Raw genomic sequence first — 20,608 nt, 5'->3', positions numbered from 1 at the left:
CACCCCGGGGCCCTGCGGAGAACCGTTGCTAGCATGATCACAGCGCCCCGCCACGGCGCTGGAACTTCCGGCTTGCCGCGGGCGGTGCGTGTGGGCAGGAGGTATCACGGTGGCGTACGAGCGTTCGGGTATGCACCGTCCGGGGGGGCGGATCAGTGTGGCCGACATCGCGGCCCAGCCGGGGGGAATCGAGGCGCTGCAGCGCAGGGTCCACGAGTTACGGTGCCGCGGGGTGGATTTCGCGGCCAATGCGATCGAGCGGGAAATGGCCGATTTCGACCTGCCCCGCGGCTGATCGGCGAGCACCGCGGGTGAAATAATCTCGTCGGATCACTGCACGTCGACGGGAGATGTGATGTCCGCGGTTCCGCCGATGCTCCAGCGCATCCTGGAGAAGCCGGTCGCCGACGGCGAGCGGCTGCTGGAGAGCGCCTTCTCGGCCTTCCTCGACTTCGGCATCAAGCGCACCAGCATGGGCGAGATCGCGCGCCGCGCCGGGATCAGCCCGGCCACCCTCTACCGCCGCTTCGAATCCAAGAACGACCTGGTGGAGGCGGTGACGGTGCGCGAGGCGCAGCGCTTCGTCGCGGAGATCGACAGCCGGGTGCGCACCGTCAGCGACAGCGACGACCAGCTGGTGGAGATCTTCGTCGCCTTCATCACGGCGATCGCGGGCAACCAGCTGCTGCGCAGGCTGCTGCGCACCGAGCCGGAGCTCATCCTGCCCAAGCTCACCACCGGTGCGGGCCCGGTGCTCGCCATCGGCCGCACCTACCTGGCGGAGAAGCTGCGCGAGCTAGGCGAGCCCGGCACCGCCGAGCAGGTCGATCCCGATCTGGTCGCGGAGATCATGGCCCGGCTCGCGCTCTCCCTCGCGCTCACCCCGGACGGGCTCATCCCCATCGATGACGCCGAGGCGGGGCGCGATTTCGCCCGGCGCACCCTGCTCCCCATGATCGGCGTCCGCCCCCGGTCCTGACCGCGCGCCCAGCCCGAACGCGGCGGCGACCCGCTCGTCCAGCAGCGCGGCCGCGGTTTCGTCGAAGGCCAGGCCCGCCAGCAGCTCGCCTGCCAGCGCGATCACCGCGCGCGCGGCGGCGCCGCCCGGGTCGGGGAGCGGCATCCGGGAGACGTACTGGGTGATCCACCGGCGGCGGCCGGAGTAGAGCCGGTTCCCGCAGACCGCGTCGTACCAGCGCAGCCCGAGCGCCGAGTTGGCGACGCCCATGAAGAGCGCGGCCAGCTCCTCGGCGGGTTCGCCCAGGTCGGCGAGGGAGAGCCAGTAGCAGTCGCCGTTCACCACCGCGCCGGAGCGGTCCAGCGCGAACCGCGGGGCGGCGCTGATGTCGGGGAACACCACCTTCGGCGCGCGCCACAGGTGCGGCCGCTGCGGCACCCAGATCTCGAACCACGCGCGCCCGCCCGACGCCACGTAGTGCCTGGCGGCGAGGGTCTCCCGGTGCGCGGCCAGGTACGCCGCCGCCCCCGGGTACTCGGCCAGGTCGACCGGGGTGCGCCGGGGCGCCGCTATGTCGTAGGGGTACAGCACCCGCACATCCCGCCCGCGCTCGATCCGCCACGGCGCCAGATCGTCGTGCGTGAGCAGCGGGCGCAGCAGCTCGGGCTCCGGGCTCGGCCGCACCGCCGCCCAGCGATCCGAGATGAACACCGGGTCCGCCGTCGTCTTGATCCCCACCCGGATCCGCCCCAGCTCCCCGACCCGCCGCCACGTCGCCGCATCGATGGCACCGAGCCACGCATCCAGCGCCGGATGCGAGAGCCGCCACGGCGCGGCACTCCCCCGCCCCGCGCCGTCCCGAGCGGCCACGGCCCCGCCCGGCCCGGGAACGTCAGCCGCCGCCCCGCGGCCGGCAGGGGGCAGCGCACCTGCCGCGGCGGCCCCGGAATCACCCGTCACCAGCACCCCGACCTGCACCGCGAACTCCCGCTCCCCGAGCGCGATCCGCCGCCCCCGCGACGCCAGCACCGCCTCGAACAGATCCACCGGCTCCGCGACCGGAACAGCACCACCCACCTCGTACACCGACACGAACCGGCACGGCCCGGAGACCTCCCCCTTGACCGCGATCGTCACCGCGGGCAGTACCGCCGCCGCGAACAACTTCGTATCCCCGAGGTCGTACAGCTCGACCGGCGCCAGCACGCCGCGCAGCAGGTCCCGCACATTCGCCCCCGCCCTCGTGGTCAGGTACCGATTCGCGCAGAGCAACCCGAGCACCCCACCGGGCGTCAGCAACCGCGCCGCCGACGCGACGAACGGATGCGTCAGATCGATCCGCCCGCGCAGCCCGTACCTGGCCCGCAACGCGGTGGCCGCCGCCCCGCCGAGCTGCTGCGTCCGCACGTACGGCGGATTGGTGATCACCGCGTGGAACGACCCCGCGGGCAGCGCATCCGCCGCCGCCAGGAAATCCCCCGCCCGCCAGCGCACCCCCACCCCGGCCGCCGCCGCCCGGCTCCGCGCCACCCGCAACCCCGCCGCGTGCAGATCGTGCCCGACCAGCTCCACCCTGGTCTCCGGCCGCGAACGGGCGGCTTCCCGCGCCACCGCGAGCAGCAGCTCCCCGTCCCCGCAGGCGGGATCGAGCACCCGGAGCACCGGTCCGGGCGGCGCGTGCACCAGCAGCCGCCGCGCCAGGAATCCGGCCAGCGCGGGCGGGGTGTAATGCCGCCCGTGCCGCTTCCGGTCCCGGGCCGCACCGGGCTCAGCCATGCGCCGATTGTGCCCCAGAGTGTGGCGTACGCCACCGAACCCGGCGCACCGGGTCCACCGCCCGACACTTCTCGACAGCGAAACCCGCTGCTACTGTTCGGTCTCGAAAAGAGACCATGACGAGGGAGCCCGATGACAGCGACCGAGATCGACCGGTACACCGCGCTGCGCCGCCTGCTGGACGAACGCTGGACCTGCCGTCAGTTCCGCCCCGAGCCGGTGCCGACGGCGACCCTCGAACAGCTGCTGAACGCCGCCCAGCGCACCCCGTCGTGGTGCAATACCCAGCCCTGGCGGGTCGAGGTCACCGACGGCGCGGGCACCGAGCACTTCCGGGCCGCGCTGCGCGCGCACCTCACCGCCCCGGACGGCGGCCCCGATTTCCCCTTCCCGCCCGGCTACACCGGCGTCTACCAGGAGCGCCGCCGGGAGTGCGGCGGGCAGCTGTACGCCAGCGTCGGCATCGAGCGCGGTGACACGGCGGCCGCCTTCCGGCAGGCCATGCGCAACTTCGACCTCTTCGACGCGCCGCACGTCGCCATCGTGAGCACCCCCGCCGAGCTGGGCGTCTACGCCGCCGTCGACTGCGGCCTCTACCTGAACAGCTTCCTGCTCGCGGCCCAGAGCCTCGGTCTCGGCGCCGCCCCGCAGGCCGCGCTCGCCACCTACGCCCCCTTCGTCCGCCGCCACTTCGGCATTCCCGACGACCACCGCGTGGTCGCCGGCATCTCCTTCGGCTACCCCGACCCCGAGCACCCGGTCAACGGCTTCCGCACCACCCGCGCCGCCCTCGGCGACACCGTCCACTGGCACCGCGGCTGACCCCGGGTCGCACCGCGGCAGCCGGGCGCCGCCCCGGTCGTGCCCGGCTCCGCCCGCCGCGCGGGGCACCGGTCTCAGGCCGGACTCGCCACCACCGGCTCCGGCACCACGTCCCGCGCCGTCATCTCCGCCCCGCAGTGATCGCACCCCACCCGCACATGCGCCTCACCCGCACAGCCCCGGTGCGTGTACCGCACCGGCGGCCCGTCCGGCGCCATGTGCGCATCCCCCCAGTCCCGGATCGCGAGCAGCACCGGGTAGATGTCGTGCCCCTTCGGCGTGAGCCGATACTCCCCCGACTCCGTCTTCACCAGAATCCCGTGCTCGATCAGCCGATCCAGCCGATCCAGCAACCGGCTGCGCGAGATCCCGAGCGCGCTCTGGAACCCGTTGAACCGCCGGATCCCGCTGAAGCAGCACTTGAGGATGAGCAGCGTCCAGCGGTCCCCGAACACGACGAGCGGCCGGGTGATCGAGCACGACACGTCGGCGAGATCGTGGTAGCGCATCCGGCGATGCTACCGCCGGCCCACCCCGCTACAGCGGGATGTTCTTGTGGTGGCTCGCGACCGCGGGCACCGCGGCCAGCGCCGCCGCCAGCGTGCTCCTGGTGCGGGCCGGGTCGATGACCTCGTCCACCACCCCGATGGCGACCGCCCGCTCCACCCCGCCTGCGATCTGCTCGTGCTCGGCGGTGAGCCGCTCGTGCAGCGCCTCGCGCTCGGCTTCGGGGGCGGCGGCCAGCGCCTTCTTGTGCAGAATGCCCACGGCCGCCTTGGCGCCCATGACCGCGACCTCGGAGCCCGGCCAGGCGAAGACCGCGGTGGCGCCGAGCGCGCGGGCATTCATGGCGATGTAGGCGCCGCCGTAGATCTTGCGGGTCACCAGCGTCACCCGTGGCACCCGTGCCTCGGCGAAGGCGTGCAGCAGCTTGGCGCCGCGGCGCACGACGCCCTCCCACTCCTGGCTCACGCCGGGCAGGTAGCCGGGGACGTCGGTGAGCACGACCAGCGGAATGCCGAAGGCGTCGCAGAGCCGCACGAAGCGGGCCGCCTTCTCGGCGCTCTCGGAATTCAGGCAGCCGCCGAGCCGCAGCGGATTGTTGGCGAGCACGCCGACGGTGCGCCCGCCGAGCCTGCCGAGCCCGGTGACCATGCTGCGCGCGTACCCGCCCTGGAGCTCCTCGAAGGTGGACTCGCCGTCCACATTGTCCAGCAGCTCGTGCACCACCGGCTTGACGTCGTAGGCGCGACGCGGCGACTCCGGCAGCAGCGCCTTGAGGTCGACGTCGCCGTGCGCCGCCGCGGCCAGGTCGAACTCGCCCTGCTCGGCGACCATGGAGACCAGCCGCCGCGCCCGATGCACCGCGTCGGCCTCGTCGTTCGCGACGATGTGCGTGACGCCGGACTTCTTGCCGTGCGTCTCCGGCCCGCCCAGCGTGGCCATGTCGACCTGCTCGCCGGTGACGCTGCGCACCACGTCCGGGCCGGTCACGAAGACCCGGCCCGCGGGCGCCATGATCACGATGTCGGTGAGCGCGGGGCCGTAGGCGGCGCCGCCGGCCGCGAAGCCGAGCACGACGGAGATCTGCGGAATCCGTCCGGAGGCCCGGACCATCGCCTCGAACACCAGCCCGACCGCGTGCAGCGCCTCGACGCCCTCGGCCAGCCTGGCGCCGCCGGAGTGCCAGAGCCCGACCACCGGCGCGCCGGAGTCCAGCGCGGTGTCGATGGCGGAGACGATGTGCTTGCAGCCGTCCACCCCCATGGCGCCGCCCATGACGGTGGCGTCCGAGCAGTAGGCGACGGTGCGCACGCCGTCCACCTCGCCGATCGCGGCGAGCACGCCGGAGCGGTCGCGCGGGTGCAGCGGCAGGAGCGTGCCCGGGTCGAAGAACCGCTGCAGCCGGCCGAGCGGATCGCGTGGGTCGGTGGCGGTGTCCGGTTGGAACGCGGGAGCCATGATCGTCATCGCGCTCACCTCCTGTTCGAGGGCATGGTCGGCCGACGGGCGGCACTGCGCCCGGTGAAAGCTGTGAAAGGAGCGACGGGGGCCCGGCGAGACGCCGGACCCCCGTCGTATTCCGTTGTGCGGCTGGGCTACTCGCTACGCCCGGCCGAAGGCGAGCGCCACATTGTGCCCGCCGAAACCGAAGGAGTTGTTGACCGCGTACTCGATTTCCTGGCGCCGGGCCTCCCCGTGCACCACGTCGAGATCGATCTCCGGATCCTGGTTCTCCAGGTTCAGCGTCGGCGGGACGATGCCGTCCCGGATGCTGAGCACGGTGAGCACCGACTCCAGTGCGCCCACCGCGCCGATCGAGTGCCCGAGGGCCGACTTCGGCGCGTAGACCGAAGCGTGGTTGCCCACCGACTTGCCGATCGCCCTCGCCTCGGCGGTGTCGCCGATCGGGGTGGCGGTGGCATGCGCGTTGATGTGGGTGATGTCGCTCTTCTGCAGCCCGGCGGTCTGCAGCGCGCGGGTGATGGCGCGCGCGGCGCCGCTGCCCTCGGGGTCGGGGGCCACCAGGTGGAAGCCGTCCGAGGTGATCCCCGCGCCGAGCAGCCTGGCGTGGATGGTGGCGCCGCGGGCCTTGGCGTGCTCCTCGGTCTCGATGACCATCAGGGCGCCCGCCTCGCCGAACACGAAGCCGTCCCGATCCTTGTCGAAGGGCCGCGAGGCGCCCTTCGGATCGTCGTTGCGGGTGCTCATGGCGCGCATCATGGAGAACGCCGCGATCGGCACCGCGTCGATGAAGCCCTCGACACCGCCGGTGACGACGATGTCGGCGTCGCCCATGACGATCATCCGCCACGCGTTGGCGATCGCCTCGGAGCCGGACGAGCACGCCGAGACCGGAGTGACCACTCCTGCCCGCGCCTTCAATTCCAGGCCGACGACCGCGGAGGGGCCGTTCGGCATGACCATCTGCACGGCCAGCGGCGAAACCTTGCGGAAGCCGCCGTTCTTCAGCTTGTCGACCGAGTCGATGAGGGCGTCGCCGCCGCCGAGGCCGGTGCCGATCGCGACGCCGAGGCGTTCGGGATCGACCTCCGGGCTGCCGGCATTGCGCCAGACCTCACGACCGAGCACGGTCGAGAGCTGCTCCACGTAGGACATGCGCCGGGCCTCGACCCTGGTCAGCAGGGTCTCCGGGTTCACCTTCAGGTGGCCGCCGATGCGGACCGGCAGGTCGTATTCGGAGATGAAGTCGTCTTCGAGAACGTCGATGCCGCTCTCGCCGTTGAGGAGGCCCTTCCACGTCGCATCGACGTCACCTGCGATCGACGTGGTCGCCGCCAGGCTCGTAACGACGACGTTGGGAAAGTTCCCGTTCTTGGTGGAAGGAGTGGTCACTGGTTCAGTCCTACTCGGCGCTGTCGAACTTGGCCTTGAGCTCGGCGGCGGCGTCGGAGTTCTCGGCCTCGAGCTTCTGGATGTAATTGACGGCGTCGCCCACCGTCTTCAGGCTGGCGAGATCCTCGTCCGGGATCTTGACGCCGTACTTGTCCTCGGTCTGCACAGCGATCTCGACCATGGACAGCGAGTCGATGTCCAGGTCATCGACGAAGGACTTCTCGACGGTCACCTCGGACGGCTCGATGCCGGTCACTTCCTCGATGATCTTGCCGAGTTCCTCGACGATTTGTTCCTGGGTCAGAGCGGCCACTTCGTGGCTCCCTTCTTGTTTTCTGCTGAGTAGGGCTCTACTGGGTTTTCGATCCGAACCGGACTTTGGTTACCGTCCGGGCCGGTCACGGTCGCGTGTCGATTGCCGCGCGACCGTGGGGAAAGCTAGCCGGAGCTTGTGAGCGCGGCCAAGGCGGGGAGGTCTTCGGGGGTTTTCAGGGCCAGCGTCGGCGTCCCCTTCAGTTCCCGCTTCGCGATGCCGACGAGGGTTCCGGCCGGTGGCAGCTCCGCCACCGCCGACACCCCGGCCCGCCTGCTGGTCTCGGTGCACAGATCCCACCGCACGGGGCGGGTGACCTGGGCCGCGAGCTTCTCGATGGCATCCTGTCCCGACGCCACCGGCAGGCCGTCGACGTTGGAGAGCAGCGTCCGGGCCGGCTCGCCGGGTGTGATCTTCGCGACCGCCGCGGTCACGGCGTCCTGCGCGGGCGCCATGTACGCGGTGTGGAACGCGCCCGCCACCGGGAGGGCGCGGACGCGCGCCTTCTCCGGCGGGTTGGCGGCGAGCTCCGCGAGCGCCTCCACCGCACCGGCGGCCACGATCTGCCCGGCCGCGTTGCGGTTGGCCGGAACCAGGTCGAGCTCCGCGAGCCGGGCCAGCACGGCGGCTTCGTCGCCGCCGAGCACCGCGGACATCCCGGTCGGCTGCAGCGCGCACGCCTTCGCCATCTCCCCGCCGCGGATCGCGGCCAGGGTGACCGCCTCGTCCGGCGTGATCACGCCGGCCACTGCGGCGGCGGCCAGTTCGCCGACCGAGTGCCCGGCCACGACGGTATCCGCGGGCAGCGAATCCGGGTCGATCTCCGCGAACGCGAGCAGCGCCGCGGCGACGACGAGCGGCTGGGTCACCGCGGTGTCGGTGATCTCCTCCGCGGTGGCGGTGGTGCCGAGGCGCACCAGATCCAGCCCCGCCGCCTTGCTCCAGAGCGCGAGGCGATCGGCGGCGCCGGGCACCTCGAGCCAGGGCACGAGGATGCCGGGTGTCTGGGACCCCTGTCCGGGGGCGAACAACGCGATCACGTCCCTAAGAAAACACTGTGAGGCGCCTACTACGTGATGTCGGCACCGATGAAGGTTTCCGACTCGTTTTGTGGGGGTCCCACAAACGGCCTCGTGAAGCGGCCCGATCGACCGGCGCGGGTTGGCCGTTACAGTCCGTCGGGACCCACCGGGGCGGAAGTGTCTTCTGGTGATGTTGATGACGATTCGTTACGAGTTCGTGTCAAACGACCCACTGTGGCAGCGATCCGGAGCACGTAGGCATCGCGTGAATTCATCGGATCGCGGCCGGTGACTTCCGCGATGCGCTTCAGGCGATACCGCACCGTATTTGGATGGATGTACAGCTGGCGGGCACAGGTCTCGACCGCGCCCCCGCAATCGAGGTAGGCATCGAGGGTGTCCGCAAGGGCCGAACCGGCCGCTGCCAACGGAAGCACAACGTAGTCGACCAACGCCCCGATCGCAGCACGGTCCCCCAACAAGGCGCGTTCCGGTAACAACTCCGCGGCGTGCACCGGCCGCGGCGCGCCGCGCCAGCCGACCACCGCCTCCATCCCGGCCAGCGCCTCCACCGCGCTGGCGTGCGCGGCGCCGAGCGTGCGGGTGGTCGGCCCGATCACCACCGGGCCGTCGGAGAAGACCTCGGCCAGCAGGTCGCCGAGGAAGGCCGTCTCGTGCCCCGGCTCGCCGAGCGGCCCGCTGACCACCATCACCAGCCGGGTGCCCTGCACCACCGCGAGCGCGGCCCTGCCGTGCCGCGCGGCGATGGTGTGCACCGCGCCCACCGCCGAGACGCCCTGCTCGCGCGGCGGGATGCCGACGAGCACGGTGGCGGGCGCGGTGGCGTCCCAGTTCAGCGTGGCGGCCCTGGAGAGCATGTCCGGGCCGGTGTCGCCGCGCACGACGGCATCCACCACCAGCGCCTCCAGCCGGGTGTCCCACGCGCCCCTCGACTCCGCCGCGCTGGCGTACACCGAGGCGGCCGCGAAGCCGAGCTCGCGGCCGTACCGGAGCACCGCCTCGGTGAGCGCGACCAGCTGCCGGTCGTTGCGGGCCAGCGCGGGCAGCCACTGCTCGAAGAACTCCATGGCCACCCGGACCATGTCGACGGTCTGGCGCAGCGTCAGCCGCCGCGCCAGGTCCTGCGGGAACACCTGGAAGGCGTCCAGGCTGAACCGGATGTCGCTCTCCGGGTCCTGCAGCCACTCCAGGAAGTTCACCACCGCGGTCTGCACCAGCATCTGCACGCCGGCGCGCTGCGCGGCGTCCAGATCGGCGAAGAACGGCAGCCGGTCCTGCATCGACCCCACCGCCTCGGTGGAGAGCCGGCCGGAGAACTGCTTGACCCGCTTGAGCAGCGTGTCCGGCAGCGGGTCCCGGTTCTGCCGGTTCGGCGAGAGCGCGCCGGTCGGCAGGTAGACCTCGTGCTCCGACGAGGTGTCCGAGATCCGCCTCGGCCGCGGTGGTTTACGTTCCACGATCCCTTCCGTTTTCGCCGCTTCCGATGGCTACTCGTCGTCGACGTCGGCCTCCGGCGCGGCCGTGACGTCGTCGATGCGGTACTTGGCGGCCGCCTCGGCCGCCGTGCCCGCGTCGATCTTCCCGGCCTTCGCCAGCCCGGCGAGCACCGCCACCGCGATCGACTCGGCATCCACATTGAACACCCGGCGCGCGGCCGGGCGGGTGTCGGAGAAGCCGAAACCGTCGGTGCCGAGCGTGATGTAGTCGCCGGGTACCCACTTGCGGATCTGATCCTGCACCGCCCGCATCCAATCCGAGGCCGCCACCACCGGACCCTCGGCCTCGGCCAGCACCTCGGTGATGTACGGGACGCCCGGGTCCTCGCCCGGGTGCCGCAGCGCCGCGATCTCCTTGGCCAGCCCGTCCCGGCGCAGCTCGCCCCACGACGTCACCGACCAGACGTCGGCCCGCACGTTCCACTCCTTCGCCAGCAGCTCCTGCGCGCGCAGCCCCGCGGGCACCGTGACGCCGGAGACCAGGATCTGCGCGGGCAGCTCGCCCTCGGTCCCGGCGCGGTAGCGGTAGATGCCCTTGAGCAGCCCCGCCACGTCCACGCCGTCCGGCTCGGGCGGCTGCGGGTAGGGCTCGTTGTAGAGGGTGATGTAGTAGAAGATGTTCTCTCCGCCGAAGCCGTCCACCCCCGGTGTGCCGCCGTACATCCGGCGCAGCCCGTCCCGCACGATGTGCGCGATCTCGAAGGCGTAGGCCGGGTCGTAGGAGACGACCGCGGGGTTGGTCGAGGCGAGCAGCAGCGAGTGGCCGTCGTTGTGCTGCAACCCCTCGCCGGTCAGCGTGGTGCGCCCGGCGGTGGCGCCGAGCACGAAGCCGCGGGCCAGCTGATCGGCGGCGGCCCAGAGCCCGTCGCCGGTGCGCTGGAAACCGAACATCGAGTAGAAGATGTAGAGCGGGATCATCGGCTCGCCGTGCGTGGCGTACGCGGTGCCCGCCGCGGTGAACGAGGCCGTCGAGCCCGCCTCGTTGATCCCCTCGTGCAGGATCTGCCCGACGCTGCTCTCCTTGTACGCCAGCATCAGCTCGGCGTCGACCGAGGTGTAGAGCTGGCCGTTGCGGTTGTAGATCTTCAGCGACGGGAACCACGAGTCCATGCCGAAGGTGCGCGCCTCGTCCGGGATGATCGGCACGATCCGCTTGCCGATCTCCTTATCCCGCAGCAGCTCCTTCATCAGCCGGACCAGCGCCATGGTGGTGGCCACGTTCTGCTTGCCGGAGCCCTTGCGGATCGAGCGGTAGGCCTCGTCGCCGGGGAGCTTCAGCGGCTGCGCCGCGGTGCGCCGCTCCGGCAGGAACCCGCCGAGCGCCTTGCGCCGGTCCAGCATGTACTGGACCTCGCGGGAATCCATGCCCGGGTGGTAGTAGGGCGGCAGGTAGGGATCCTTCTCCAGCTCGGCGTCGCTGATCGGGATGCGCTGCAGATCGCGGAAGTCCTTGAGGTCCTGCAGCGTCAGCTTCTTCATCTGGTGCGTGGCGTTGCGCCCCTCGAAGTGCTTGCCCAGGGTGTAGCCCTTGATCGTCTTGGCCAGGATCACCGTCGGCTGGCCCCGGTGCGCCATCGCCGCCGCGTAGGCCGCGTAGACCTTGCGGTAGTCGTGGCCGCCGCGCTTGAGGTTCCAGATCTCCGGGTCGGAGAGATCCTGCACCAGCGCCTTGGTGCGCGGGTCGCGGCCGAAGAAGTGGTCGCGCACGTAGGCGCCGTCGTTGGCCTTGTAGGTCTGGTAGTCGCCGTCCGGGGTGGTGTTCATCAGGTTCACCAGCGCGCCGTCGCGGTCGGCGCCGAGCAGCGCGTCCCACTCCCGGCCCCAGATCACCTTGATGACGTTCCAGCCCGCGCCGCGGAAGAACGACTCCAGCTCCTGGATGATCTTGCCGTTGCCGCGGACCGGGCCGTCCAGCCGCTGCAGGTTGCAGTTCACCACGAAGGTCAGGTTGTCCAGCCCCTCCATGGCCGCCACGTGCGCCAGGCCGCGCGATTCCGGCTCGTCCATCTCGCCGTCGCCGAGGAATGCCCAGACGTGCTGGTCGGAGGTGTCCTTGATGCCGCGGTCGTGCAGGTAGTGGTTGAACCGGGCCTGGTAGATGGCGTTCATCGGCCCCAGCCCCATGGAGACCGTCGGGAACTCCCAGAAGCTGTCGAGCAGCCGCGGGTGCGGGTAGGAGGGAAGGCCGTGGCCGGGGCCGCCGTGGCTGTACTCCTGCCGGAAGCCGTCCAGCTTGTCCGTGGAGAGCCTGCCCTCCAGGAACGCGCGGGCGTAGATGCCGGGCGAGGCGTGGCCCTGGATGAAGATCGAGTCGCCGCCGCCGGGGTGGTCCTTGCCGCGGAAAAAGTGGTTGAAGCCCACCTCGTAGAGCGCCGCCGAGGAGGCGTAGGTGGAGATGTGCCCGCCCACGCCGATGCCCGGGCGCTGCGCGCGGTGCACCATGATCGCGGCGTTCCACCGGATCCAGGCGCGGAAGCGGCGCTCCACCTCCTCGTCGCCGGGGAACCAGGGCTCGTTCTCGGTCGGGATGGTGTTGACGTAGTCGGTGGAGGTCAGCGCGGGGATGGCGACCCGGCGCTCACCGGCCCGCTCCAGCAGCCGGAGCATGAGGTAGCGGGCGCGGCCCGGCCCCTCCCGGTCGAGCATCTGGTCGAACGACTCGAGCCATTCGCTGGTCTCCTCCGGGTCGATATCCGGTAGGTAGGAGGCCACGCCTTCACGGATCACCCGCACCCGGCCGGACTGCGGAACCGACCCGGTGGGGTCGGTGCCCGCGGCGGCGGCCGGTTCCCCGGTGCGGTCGTCTCCGGCGGGTCGCGCCGGTGCGGAAGAGTGGATCAGGTCGGTCAAATCGGCTCCTCGTACAGGGGTGGACATGCTGATGGCGTCTGTTTCCCCGGGCGAGCACGCTGGTCGGCGCCCCGCCCGATACGAAAGGTTCGGGCGCACCAACCATCCTTGCCGATGGTGCGTCCCAGGTCATCATTCCAGCCGGGAATCCAGTACGTTCGAGAGGGAACGACGGTGTTGCCGCCAGAGTGCTCGACAGCGGGGAGGACGATGATGCGGAACCCACGCGGGTTCGGACTGATGTGCGCGGCCGTGGCAGTGGCGACCGGGCTCCTCGTCGCGGGCTGCGGCAACCGGGTGGACGGCACCGCGGCGCCGAACGCGGCCGAGGTGTCCGCCTACAAGACCGAGGCCGCCGCCTCCTCCGCCGCCGCGACCTCGTCCAGGAAGGCCGCCGCCGAGGCCAAGGCGATCGCCGACAACTGCAACCAGTTCCCCGGCATCACCGGCGTCGGCGTCTCGAAGTACAACGAGTTCGTCGACGCGCACGACTCCAACGCCCCCGACTACGTGCCGAAACGGGACGCGGCCGCCGGGGTGCTCGAAGACGCCGCGAACCAGGTCGAGACCGGGGTCAACCAGGCCGCGGGCGCGTTGCCCGGCGATCTCGCGGGCAAGTTCACCGAGTACGTGAACGCCGCCCGCGCGCTCGCCGGGGCGACCAGGGGAATGACCTACACCGCCCCCGTCGGCGCCCTGAACGACGCCAGCAAACGGGTCAACGACGCCCGCAACGCGGTCAGGGACAGCTGCCCCGCGCGCTGACATCGGCGGTCGCCGCGTACGACATTCCGATGGCTTTTCGGCCGATCGGCTTGCGTTGCGGCCCGGAACCATGTTCGCTTGCAGCTATCTGTAGTCGGGAGTTGAGGAGGACACCACCGTGGTTGCCGCGGCGGACGCGCAGAACTTCGCAGAGAAGCTTGGCATTACCCACGGCTTGGTTGTCCAGGAGTTGGGCTGGGACGAGGACGCCGACGACGATCTCCGCGCCGACGTCGAAGAGGTCAGCGGCGCCGAGATGGTCGACGAGAACTCCGACGAGGTGGTCGACGCCGTGCTGCTGTGGTGGCGCGACGGCGACGGCGACCTCGCCGACGAGCTGATGGACATCATCAGCCCGCTCGCCGACGACGGCTTCATCTGGGTGCTCACCCCCAAGACCGGCCAGCCCGGCCACGTCGATCCCAGCGAGATCGCCGAGGCAGCGCCCACCTCCGGCCTCACCCAGACCTCCGTGATCAGCCTCGGCGCCTGGGTCGGCAGCCGGCTGGTGCAGCCCAAGGCACCCTCCAAGCAGCGCTGACCGCTTCGCTAAGGTTTTTCCATGGGGCAGGCGGGTGTCCGCGCCCACCGGACCTCAGGAAGGATTCGCGCATGCCGCTAGAGGTGGGCTCACCCGCGCCGGACTTCACGCTGAAGGACCAGAACAACCAGAACGTCTCGCTCGCCGACTACCGCGGCCGCAAGAACGTGCTGATCGTGTTCTACCCGCTGGCGTTCACCGGCATCTGCCAGGGCGAGCTGTGCAGGGTGCGGGACGAGCTGCCCAAGTTCCAGAACGACGACGCCGAGATCCTCGCCATCTCCGTCGGCCCGCCGCCCACCCACAAGATCTGGGCCGCCGAGCAGGGCTACACCTTCCCCCTGCTCTCCGACTTCTGGCCGCACGGGGCCGTGGCTTCCGCCTATGGCGTCTTCAACGAGAAGTCCGGGATTCCGAACCGCGGCACCTTCGTGATCGATCGCGCCGGGATCGTTCGGTTCGCCGAGATGAACGGGCCCGGGGAGCCCCGTGACCAGGCGGCTTGGGAGAAAGCGCTGGCCACGCTAGATTCATAGATCGCCGCGCCGGACAGTTTGTCCGGCCGGACCAGGGGCGTATAGCTCAGCGGTAGAGCACTGGTTTTACACACCAGCGGTCGGGGGTTCGATCCCCTCTGCGCCCACATCCATTCCTGCTGGTAATCGAACATGACCGGGCCGCAATCAGAAGGGGCGGCGCGGATCGAGCACTACCCGCCCCGACTCGACCAGCACTCGCAGCGCGGCCCGCTTGCGCGGGCACTCGGCGGCGTCGCAATCGCGGTGCCGCTGCACCGCCTGGTGTGCTTCGGCGGTCGACAGGCGGTGCTCGGGTCGTTCGTGCGGCCACCCGGCGGGCCAGTACTGCGATTGCATATCGGCGTCCAGCCCTTCCGCCCGGAGGCGCTCGCTGAGCCCGGCCGTGCGGTGGTTCGGCGACAGCCGATCGGGCAGGCAACGCGACAGCATCCCCAGCGGCGCCGGCACCACCACCACGATCGCCACCGCGACCAGCAGCGCCGTGATCAACTCACCCACCCCGTGCCCCCTCTGCATTGGTGGGCACCCGTCGCCGAGGACAAACCGGATCGATCCGGGGTTCACGGTCGGATCGGGCTGGTGCGCGGATGGGGGTCGCGCAGTGTCCACCCAGCGGCGGGGCCGAAATGGACGCTATGCGTGCGGTATTGAGCCCGAACAGGAAATTGCGCCATATTGCGCCGAAATGCCTCGACCGGCGAGCGGGGCGGCACCGATGATGGAGGTGCACCACACCACGGGAGGACCGCATGAGACTGGAATGGCTGGGCGGCGACAGCACCGACGGGCAGAGCCCGACCCTGTACCGCAGCGACCGGGAAACCTACGTCGTGCAGGGCTGGAGCACCGAGCGCCCGGACACGATCGAGATTCCGCACCGCCTGATCCGGCACCTACAACCCGGAACTTGCCTCGGTGCGCTGCTGCACGACACCGGGCACGGGACCTTCACCGTGACCGGGAAGACCGTCACCGACGCCGAAGCGCTGGAACAGATTCGGCTGCCCGGTCACGAGTCGGCGGTGGAGGTCGAGATCGGGACGGAGCGTCGCCGCGATGCGACACCTCGGGTTCGCTGAGCTGGCCGCGCTGTTCCGCGCCCACCGCCGGGCCTTCCATCTCGAAGTCAGAGACGACTACAGCGGCGTAGCCGGAGAGGCCGACCGAGTACGGCGGTTCCTCGTCGGGGAGGACCAGGACCCGGCGGCGAGCGCGCGGTGGCACGAACTGATGCGGGAGGTCACCGGGGCGGGCTGCGCGGTGCAGCGGGTCCGCGTGATCTCCGAGCCGCACGGCGACTACACCCGGTTCTCGGTGGGAACCACCGCCGCCAACATGGACGTCGGCGAGGACATCCGCTGGTTGCCCCGCAGTAGCGCTCCGACTGACCTTCCCGACGATGATTGGTGGCTGTTCGGTGACGACATAGCCGCATTCACCGTCTTCGCTGACGACGGTTCCACCCTGCCGGGGTGGGCAGCGACGACCGATCCGGTGATCGCCGCCCACTATGTGCGACGACGCGACGAGCTGTGGGCCAAAGCCGTCCCGCACCTCGACTACCGCACGTGACGAACGCCGGAGAAGCCCGCCGAGACCTGGGGACACGCCTGCGCGGCCTCCGGGTCTCGGCCCATTTGCGGGGATACCAGCTCGCCGAGCAGGCCGGGTGGCATCCGGCGAAGGTCTCCCGGATCGAGAACGGCGCGCAGGCGGTGTCCGAGGACGACGTCACCGCTTGGTGCCGGATCACCGGTGCCGAGGGCGAGCTACCCGACCTGCTCGCCACCGTCCGCAACATCTCCGCCGCGTGGATGGAGTGGCGGCGCATCGTCGGCCACGGCTACGCATCCCACCAACGCCGCATCGGCGCGATGGAGGACCACGCCGAACTGCTGCGTGGGTTCGATCCGCAGGTCTTCCACGGCTTGTTGCAGACCCCCGACTACGCCCGCGCCCTTTTGGCTGCGGGCATGGAATTCCTCGGCACCGAACGCGACCTCGACGCGGCGGTGGCGGCTCGGGTGGAGCGTCAGCGGGTGCTCCGGCAAGGTCGACACCGGTTCTGCCTGCTGGTCGGTGAACAGGCGCTCAGGACGACGGTCGGTGCCGATGCGGTGATGGCCGGGCAACTTCGCCACGTGCTCGGACTCATGGAGTTGCCGCGCCTGGTCTTCGGCGTCGTGCCGGGGCGTGCCCTGTATTTCCGCCGCCTCACCGACTTCGTTCTCTACGGTCCGCGCAAGGTGCTGGTGGAGACGATCACCGCCGAGTCCGCCATCACGCAGCCCCGTGAAATCGCTTTATACGAGAGGGTGTTCGCGCGGCTCGCCGAGCAAGCCGTCTACGGCGACGACGCCCGCATGCTCGTCGCGTCTGAGCTGGAAGCACGGACGAGCACAGGATGACCACGGTGGACTCGGACATCAGCGGTCGGGGTTCGATCCCGCCCTCCGCGCCCGCCTTCCTCGGCGTCGAGAATCTGGCTAGATTTCCGTACAGTTCCGGTTGTGTCCATCCTGCACAACTCCCGTGAGCTGAGCGTCTCCGACGCCGTACGGCGCGGTGTCGCCGGCTTGGTCGCGGATGCCGAAGGGGGAGCCGACCTTGTGGTCACCCGGCATCATCGGCCGGTCGCCGCGGTTGTCGGGATGGATCGGCTCGCCGAGCTGGATCGCGCGGAGTCCGATCTACGCGACCTCGCGCTGGTGCTCGCCCGGGCCGCGACCGATAGCGGTCACCGCACGTCGCTCGATGACGTGCTCGGCGCCTTCGGGCACACGCGGCAGTCGCTCGCCGAACTCGAGGACACCGATTAGGCCGGTGATCGAAGTCCTCTTTTACCGATGCGGCGATCGACGATCTCCGGAAAATCGGTCCAGAAGCCGTGCCCAAGGTTCTGAAAAAGATTTTCCTGCAGCTGGATTCGCCGCAGGCCGGATATCCGCTCGTTGGTGAACTGACAGGGTTTCGCAAGCTCGTGGTCGGTCGCAATACCTGGCGGGTCGGGTATCGGATCGTCGACCAGCAGACCATCGAGATCTGTGAGGTCTGGGCGATCGGGGCCCGCGCCGACTCCGAGGTGTACGCGGAGGCCACCGCCCGCATCGTCGCGGCCGCCGGTCGGTTGCCGGAGTTCAGCAGGCTGGGGGCGGTGGTGGTCGAGCGGCTCGGGGCGAATATCCAGTCCTTCGGCGTCGCGCCGGAATCGCCGCGGGAACCCGTTCCGACTGGCTCGCACAGCGGTTGATCCACACCGTAGGCATGGCTCCCGCCGAGGTCGTGGCGCTCGATCTCGAACAGGCCGTCGATCGCTGGGCGAAGTACACCTCGCGACCATAGAACCCCCGTCGGCGACTCCGCGATACCCTCACCAGCGGAAACGGGTGGGGTGCACCTGGTCCGCGGTGGGAAAGGCGAACGCGCGCACAGGGGTGAGGGCGTAGACGCGGTAGGGCGGGCCGCCGGAAGTGGGCGCACCGTAGGGCGCGTCGAGTTCGTCACCGGCGACGGTCGTGGGCCAGTCGTAGACCTCGCGGAATGCGGTCGAGGCGGCGGCGAGGCCGGCACCGGACACCACTCGCGCGGCGTGGCCCTCGACCACCAGGTGCACCGACGACAGGTCGATGGCGAGCGAGGCGCTGCCGTCGGCGTCCAGGTGCGGGGTCTTGGCGGCGCCCGCGTTGGAGGCGAAGACGAACTCACGTCCGGTCCAGGCGGCGAAGATCGGGCGGGTGTGCACGTGGCCGGGGGTGCGGACGCTGAGCCAGGTGGTGCCGGAGCCGGAGCGCAGCAGCCGTTCGATGTCGGGCCAGGCGGCGGCGGTGCCCGCGTCGGTATTGGTGGGGTCGGGGGCCCTGACCCGGTGCGACGAAGGACAGCTCGGGAATGCGCAGGGGGCTGCGCGCCATCGGCGGCACCTCGGCCCAGTGCGGCGCGGCGGCTTCCAGCGCGAGCCTCATCTCGAGCAGCTCCACCTCGGCCCACGGCACCCTGCCGAGCTGGAGGCCGAACGGCATGCCGATCGCCGCCGAACGGCCCGCGGGCAGCGCGATCACCGGCGCGCCGGAGAAATTGGCCCAGGTGACCGGCACCTTGTCGGCACCGAGAATCGACGCCGCGGAGGCGGCGACACGGGGCATGCCGTCGGTGGCGGTGGCGGGCAGCACGATGGCGGTCAGCCCGTTCTCGGTGAAGACTCGGTTGTAGGCGCGCTGGTAGACAGCGCGGTCCCGGCTGAACTGCAGGTACTGGGTGGAGGCATGCTGAGCGCGGCGAGACCCATCCCCCACGACGGCGGCGCTGAACGGGCAGGCGGGTGACCTGGTCGGCCCAGTTCCACTCCCCAGTATTTAGGGGGACGAACGAACCCCGGAGTCGTACTCCGGGCCTCCGCGGGTCCGCCCGCTGCCTCGGGCGGTCGGGTTTGCCGAGATGAATTCACATGTCGACGTAGCTCGGTCGGCCTGGGCCGGGCCCCGTGACGATCGGCGGCGTCACGGTCATCACTCCTATCGAGACGGGCCCCGCGCCCGACGATGCTGTCGAGCAAGTACTTCACCCGCACCCGGTGTTCCGGGCTGGACCCGGTTCCCCACACAATATCGCCGGACTTGCCGCCCGAAGTTCAGCGACGGAGTTTGTTGTGTACGGCGAGAATCGCGAGCCCGGCGATGATCGGCCCGGCAAATCTACAGACCAGCACGACCCACTCGCCAACGGGTGTCAAGGGCTGAGCCGGCGTCTGCAGCAGAGACACCGACGATTGCGCGGCCAATCGGATCGCTCGGCCGGCGTTGGACCAGAATCCATCGGGTGCCGGCGGGACCGGGGCATAGATGAGATAACCCCGCGCATCCGTTCCAATCGGCGCATAGGCGGTCTTTCCCGCGGGAAAGCCACGCGCGGCGAGGAGTGCCGCGGCGACCATCACTAGACTCAGGAAAGCGGTCAGCGCTCGTCCGGCCCGCAGACCGAACCCGGAGATCACCCCATAACCGAGCAGCAACGAGTACTCCACAAAGCTCGACAACCGACCACCGCTTCCGGCCGTGCGGATATCGCGCCACCGCTGCCGTCGACGCATCAGCATTTCGCCATAGTAGAAGTCCGCGGCGCCGGGTTCGTCCTTCGAGGACTCGAAGGCCTTTCGCAGCAACCTGTATACCCTCGCTACAGAAGCCGGACTCGCAGCCGGATCACGCTCCTCGGCGATGATCGCCCGATGCGTTTGCCAGCAATAGCGCGGACGCCCGAATCGAACACCGTCGACCGTGACTTCGTCGACTCCGTGCGCCAGGCCGAACGCGCACCTGGAAACATCGACCTCGCGCAACGTCAAGTCCGAGATATCGACATCGACCAGCGATACCACAGCCGCAACCGCGTCGTCCCCGGTCCCGGCAACCGTGCTTGCCGCACCGAAAGTAACACGATCGAGGATCGCGTCACCCGATTCCACCGTCAGGGAGATGCCCTGATCGAAGCGGCTTCGGGTGAAATCCACCGTGCGCGAGCGAGTCCGGACCAGAAGCCTGGAACGGAAGTGCGCGGAACAGGTGAGCGAACCGGCCTCGACCACACCCCAGTCGGCGTCGGCGGAGAAGATGCTTCTATCGACCTCGACTCCACCCCCGCAGGACAGTCCTTCGATGCGAAAGTCCTTCTCGCAGGTCAACCCGTTCGCGACGGAGCCGGCTCCCACGTGTATCACCTCGTCTGCTCGGAACTCGCCCGTTACGAGTACGTTCTCGAAACGGAGTTCACCTCCGATTCGCACTCCATCGAATCGGGCCTCTGCGCCGAACCTGACGTCATCGAATTTCAGCGAGCCGAGAAACTTCGCTCCCGTGAATAAGGCCGGCTTCGAGAACTCGACGTCCTTGAAGATTACGTCGGCCGAAAACGTGGTGCCTGTGAAGTCCGCACCGGCGATGTGCAGTTTCCCGCGGCGATCGAGCGATGCCAGCACCTGCGCCATTGCGTCGGCGTCGACAGTACACCCGCGTAACTCGTTCAGCGGGAGCCCCGAACCGATCCGACGCAAGAACGATTCCCACGCCTGCTCCCCCCGGTGCTGAACGCAGCGCTCCCCGTCGACGATGTCGGCACGACAACCGAACTGCGCGCACCCTCCGGCAATCACGAT

General features: G+C 70.1%; 21 protein-coding genes, 1 tRNA gene and 2 pseudogenes. 12 read left to right on the top strand and 12 right to left on the bottom strand.

All coding sequences use genetic code 11. The features are described from left to right. Positions 1-157 precede the first annotated feature (157 nt). Together NH2_RS17565 and NH2_RS28270 are read left to right on the top strand one after the other, a co-directional pair. Positions 158-295 (top strand): hypothetical protein, encoded by a 138-nt coding sequence (locus NH2_RS17565; protein ID WP_233016653.1) that lies wholly within the window; start codon positions 158-160, stop codon positions 293-295. A 60-nt stretch (positions 296-355) separates the two neighbouring features. Beyond that, entirely contained in the window at positions 356-979 is a 624-nt protein-coding gene (locus tag NH2_RS28270; RefSeq protein ID WP_084505624.1) for a TetR/AcrR family transcriptional regulator, read from the top strand. A 1,149-nt stretch (positions 980-2,128) separates the two neighbouring features. On the opposite strand, the pseudogene NH2_RS30325 reads toward NH2_RS28270, so the two are convergent. Then, positions 2,129-2,734 (bottom strand): annotated as a pseudogene (locus tag NH2_RS30325) (Eco57I restriction-modification methylase domain-containing protein); the annotation flags it as partial. Between the two features lie 132 nt (positions 2,735-2,866). On the opposite strand from NH2_RS30325, the gene NH2_RS17545 reads away from it, so the two are divergent. After that, a complete protein-coding gene (locus NH2_RS17545) occupies positions 2,867-3,556 on the top strand; it encodes a nitroreductase (RefSeq protein ID WP_067654946.1) in 690 nt (229 codons plus the stop codon). A gap of 74 nt (positions 3,557-3,630) precedes the next feature. Here the strand turns inward: NH2_RS17545 and NH2_RS17540 are convergent, their stop codons facing one another. From NH2_RS17540 to aceE, 7 genes are all read right to left on the bottom strand, one after another. After that, positions 3,631-4,065, bottom strand: a complete 435-nt coding sequence (locus NH2_RS17540; RefSeq protein ID WP_067654944.1) for a winged helix-turn-helix transcriptional regulator — start codon at positions 4,063-4,065, stop codon at positions 3,631-3,633. Between the two features lie 28 nt (positions 4,066-4,093). Then, the gene (locus NH2_RS17535; protein ID WP_067654942.1) at positions 4,094-5,527 is read right to left on the bottom strand and encodes an acyl-CoA carboxylase subunit beta; all 1,434 of its coding nucleotides are present in this window, start codon (positions 5,525-5,527) and stop codon (positions 4,094-4,096) included. Positions 5,528-5,662: 135 nt separating this feature from the next. Beyond that, on the bottom strand, positions 5,663-6,913 hold the full coding sequence (locus NH2_RS17530; protein WP_067654940.1) for a KasA/KasB family beta-ketoacyl-ACP synthase: 1,251 nt from the start codon (positions 6,911-6,913) through the stop codon (positions 5,663-5,665). Positions 6,914-6,923: 10 nt separating this feature from the next. Beyond that, on the bottom strand, positions 6,924-7,226 hold the full coding sequence (gene acpM / locus NH2_RS17525; RefSeq protein ID WP_067654938.1) for a meromycolate extension acyl carrier protein AcpM: 303 nt from the start codon (positions 7,224-7,226) through the stop codon (positions 6,924-6,926). A 125-nt stretch (positions 7,227-7,351) separates the two neighbouring features. Next, positions 7,352-8,266: an ACP S-malonyltransferase gene (locus tag NH2_RS17520; protein ID WP_067654928.1), complete on the bottom strand. Its 915-nt coding sequence runs from the start codon at positions 8,264-8,266 to the stop codon at positions 7,352-7,354. A 128-nt stretch (positions 8,267-8,394) separates the two neighbouring features. After that, positions 8,395-9,696 carry a PucR family transcriptional regulator gene (locus NH2_RS17515; RefSeq protein WP_174552847.1) on the bottom strand — a complete coding sequence of 434 codons (1,302 nt, stop codon included), beginning with the start codon at positions 9,694-9,696 and terminating at the stop codon, positions 8,395-8,397. Positions 9,697-9,756: 60 nt separating this feature from the next. Beyond that, positions 9,757-12,615: a pyruvate dehydrogenase (acetyl-transferring), homodimeric type gene (aceE, locus tag NH2_RS17510; protein WP_067654922.1), complete on the bottom strand. Its 2,859-nt coding sequence runs from the start codon at positions 12,613-12,615 to the stop codon at positions 9,757-9,759. Positions 12,616-12,867: 252 nt separating this feature from the next. Between aceE and NH2_RS17505 the strand changes: the two genes are divergently transcribed. The 4 genes from NH2_RS17505 to NH2_RS17490 all read left to right on the top strand — a co-directional run bounded on the left by NH2_RS17505 (position 12,868) and on the right by NH2_RS17490 (position 14,564). Next, positions 12,868-13,380, top strand: coding sequence for an Rv2240c family protein (locus NH2_RS17505; RefSeq protein WP_245650620.1), 513 nt, complete (start codon positions 12,868-12,870; stop codon positions 13,378-13,380). Positions 13,381-13,498: 118 nt separating this feature from the next. Further along, complete coding sequence (locus NH2_RS17500; protein ID WP_067654917.1) at positions 13,499-13,921, top strand: DUF3052 domain-containing protein; 423 nt, start codon at positions 13,499-13,501, stop codon at positions 13,919-13,921. 71 nt (positions 13,922-13,992) lie between these two features. Continuing rightward, positions 13,993-14,457, top strand: a complete 465-nt coding sequence (locus NH2_RS17495; protein ID WP_067654914.1) for a peroxiredoxin — start codon at positions 13,993-13,995, stop codon at positions 14,455-14,457. Positions 14,458-14,492: 35 nt separating this feature from the next. Then, positions 14,493-14,564 (top strand) — tRNA-Val (locus NH2_RS17490). 40 nt (positions 14,565-14,604) lie between these two features. Here NH2_RS17490 and NH2_RS29875 read toward each other — a convergent pair. Further along, positions 14,605-14,949 (bottom strand): hypothetical protein, encoded by a 345-nt coding sequence (locus tag NH2_RS29875; RefSeq protein ID WP_245650619.1) that lies wholly within the window; start codon positions 14,947-14,949, stop codon positions 14,605-14,607. A 260-nt stretch (positions 14,950-15,209) separates the two neighbouring features. Between NH2_RS29875 and NH2_RS17480 the strand changes: the two genes are divergently transcribed. The 5 genes and pseudogenes from NH2_RS17480 to NH2_RS17460 all read left to right on the top strand — a co-directional run. Then, entirely contained in the window at positions 15,210-15,539 is a 330-nt protein-coding gene (locus NH2_RS17480; protein WP_067654908.1) for a hypothetical protein, read from the top strand. Beyond that, positions 15,517-16,032, top strand: coding sequence for a DUF6879 family protein (locus tag NH2_RS17475; protein WP_067654905.1), 516 nt, complete (start codon positions 15,517-15,519; stop codon positions 16,030-16,032). Before NH2_RS17480 ends, NH2_RS17475 begins: the two co-directional genes overlap by 23 nt. Continuing rightward, positions 16,029-16,868, top strand: a complete 840-nt coding sequence (locus NH2_RS17470) for a helix-turn-helix domain-containing protein (protein WP_067654902.1) — start codon at positions 16,029-16,031, stop codon at positions 16,866-16,868. Before NH2_RS17475 ends, NH2_RS17470 begins: the two co-directional genes overlap by 4 nt. A 102-nt stretch (positions 16,869-16,970) precedes the next feature. Further along, a complete protein-coding gene (locus NH2_RS17465) occupies positions 16,971-17,279 on the top strand; it encodes a prevent-host-death family protein (protein WP_067654900.1) in 309 nt (102 codons plus the stop codon). A gap of 32 nt (positions 17,280-17,311) precedes the next feature. Further along, positions 17,312-17,710 (top strand): annotated as a pseudogene (locus NH2_RS17460) (type II toxin-antitoxin system RelE family toxin); the annotation flags it as partial. A 120-nt stretch (positions 17,711-17,830) separates the two neighbouring features. Here NH2_RS17460 and NH2_RS17455 read toward each other — a convergent pair. From NH2_RS17455 to NH2_RS17445, 3 genes are all read right to left on the bottom strand, one after another. Next, positions 17,831-18,202: a hypothetical protein gene (locus NH2_RS17455; RefSeq protein ID WP_067654897.1), complete on the bottom strand. Its 372-nt coding sequence runs from the start codon at positions 18,200-18,202 to the stop codon at positions 17,831-17,833. Continuing rightward, positions 18,162-18,752, bottom strand: a complete 591-nt coding sequence (locus NH2_RS17450) for an amidase family protein (protein WP_067654894.1) — start codon at positions 18,750-18,752, stop codon at positions 18,162-18,164. Before NH2_RS17450 ends, NH2_RS17455 begins: the two co-directional genes overlap by 41 nt. A 335-nt stretch (positions 18,753-19,087) precedes the next feature. Then, the gene (locus tag NH2_RS17445; RefSeq protein ID WP_245650648.1) at positions 19,088-20,605 is read right to left on the bottom strand and encodes a pentapeptide repeat-containing protein; all 1,518 of its coding nucleotides are present in this window, start codon (positions 20,603-20,605) and stop codon (positions 19,088-19,090) included. Positions 20,606-20,608: the final 3 nt, after the last annotated feature.

Source organism: Nocardia harenae NBRC 108248 (assembly GCF_001612885.1).
GTDB lineage: Bacteria > Actinomycetota > Actinomycetes > Mycobacteriales > Mycobacteriaceae > Nocardia > Nocardia harenae.
Note: the sequence above shows the minus strand (reverse complement) of the source record. Positions and strands in the feature narration are given on the sequence as shown.

Excerpts from the sequence above, each read along its gene's own strand:
- NH2_RS28270 (WP_084505624.1), top strand. The coding sequence starts at position 356 with ATGTCCGCGGTTCCGCCGATGCTCCAGCGCATCCTGGAGAAGCCGGTC.
- NH2_RS17545 (WP_067654946.1), top strand. The coding sequence starts at position 2,867 with ATGACAGCGACCGAGATCGACCGGTACACCGCGCTGCGCCGCCTGCTG.
- NH2_RS17540 (WP_067654944.1), bottom strand. The coding sequence starts at position 4,065 with ATGCGCTACCACGATCTCGCCGACGTGTCGTGCTCGATCACCCGGCCG.
- NH2_RS17535 (WP_067654942.1), bottom strand. The coding sequence starts at position 5,527 with ATGACGATCATGGCTCCCGCGTTCCAACCGGACACCGCCACCGACCCA.
- NH2_RS17495 (WP_067654914.1), top strand. The coding sequence starts at position 13,993 with ATGCCGCTAGAGGTGGGCTCACCCGCGCCGGACTTCACGCTGAAGGAC.
- NH2_RS17480 (WP_067654908.1), top strand. The coding sequence starts at position 15,210 with ATGAGACTGGAATGGCTGGGCGGCGACAGCACCGACGGGCAGAGCCCG.
- NH2_RS17475 (WP_067654905.1), top strand. The coding sequence starts at position 15,517 with ATGCGACACCTCGGGTTCGCTGAGCTGGCCGCGCTGTTCCGCGCCCAC.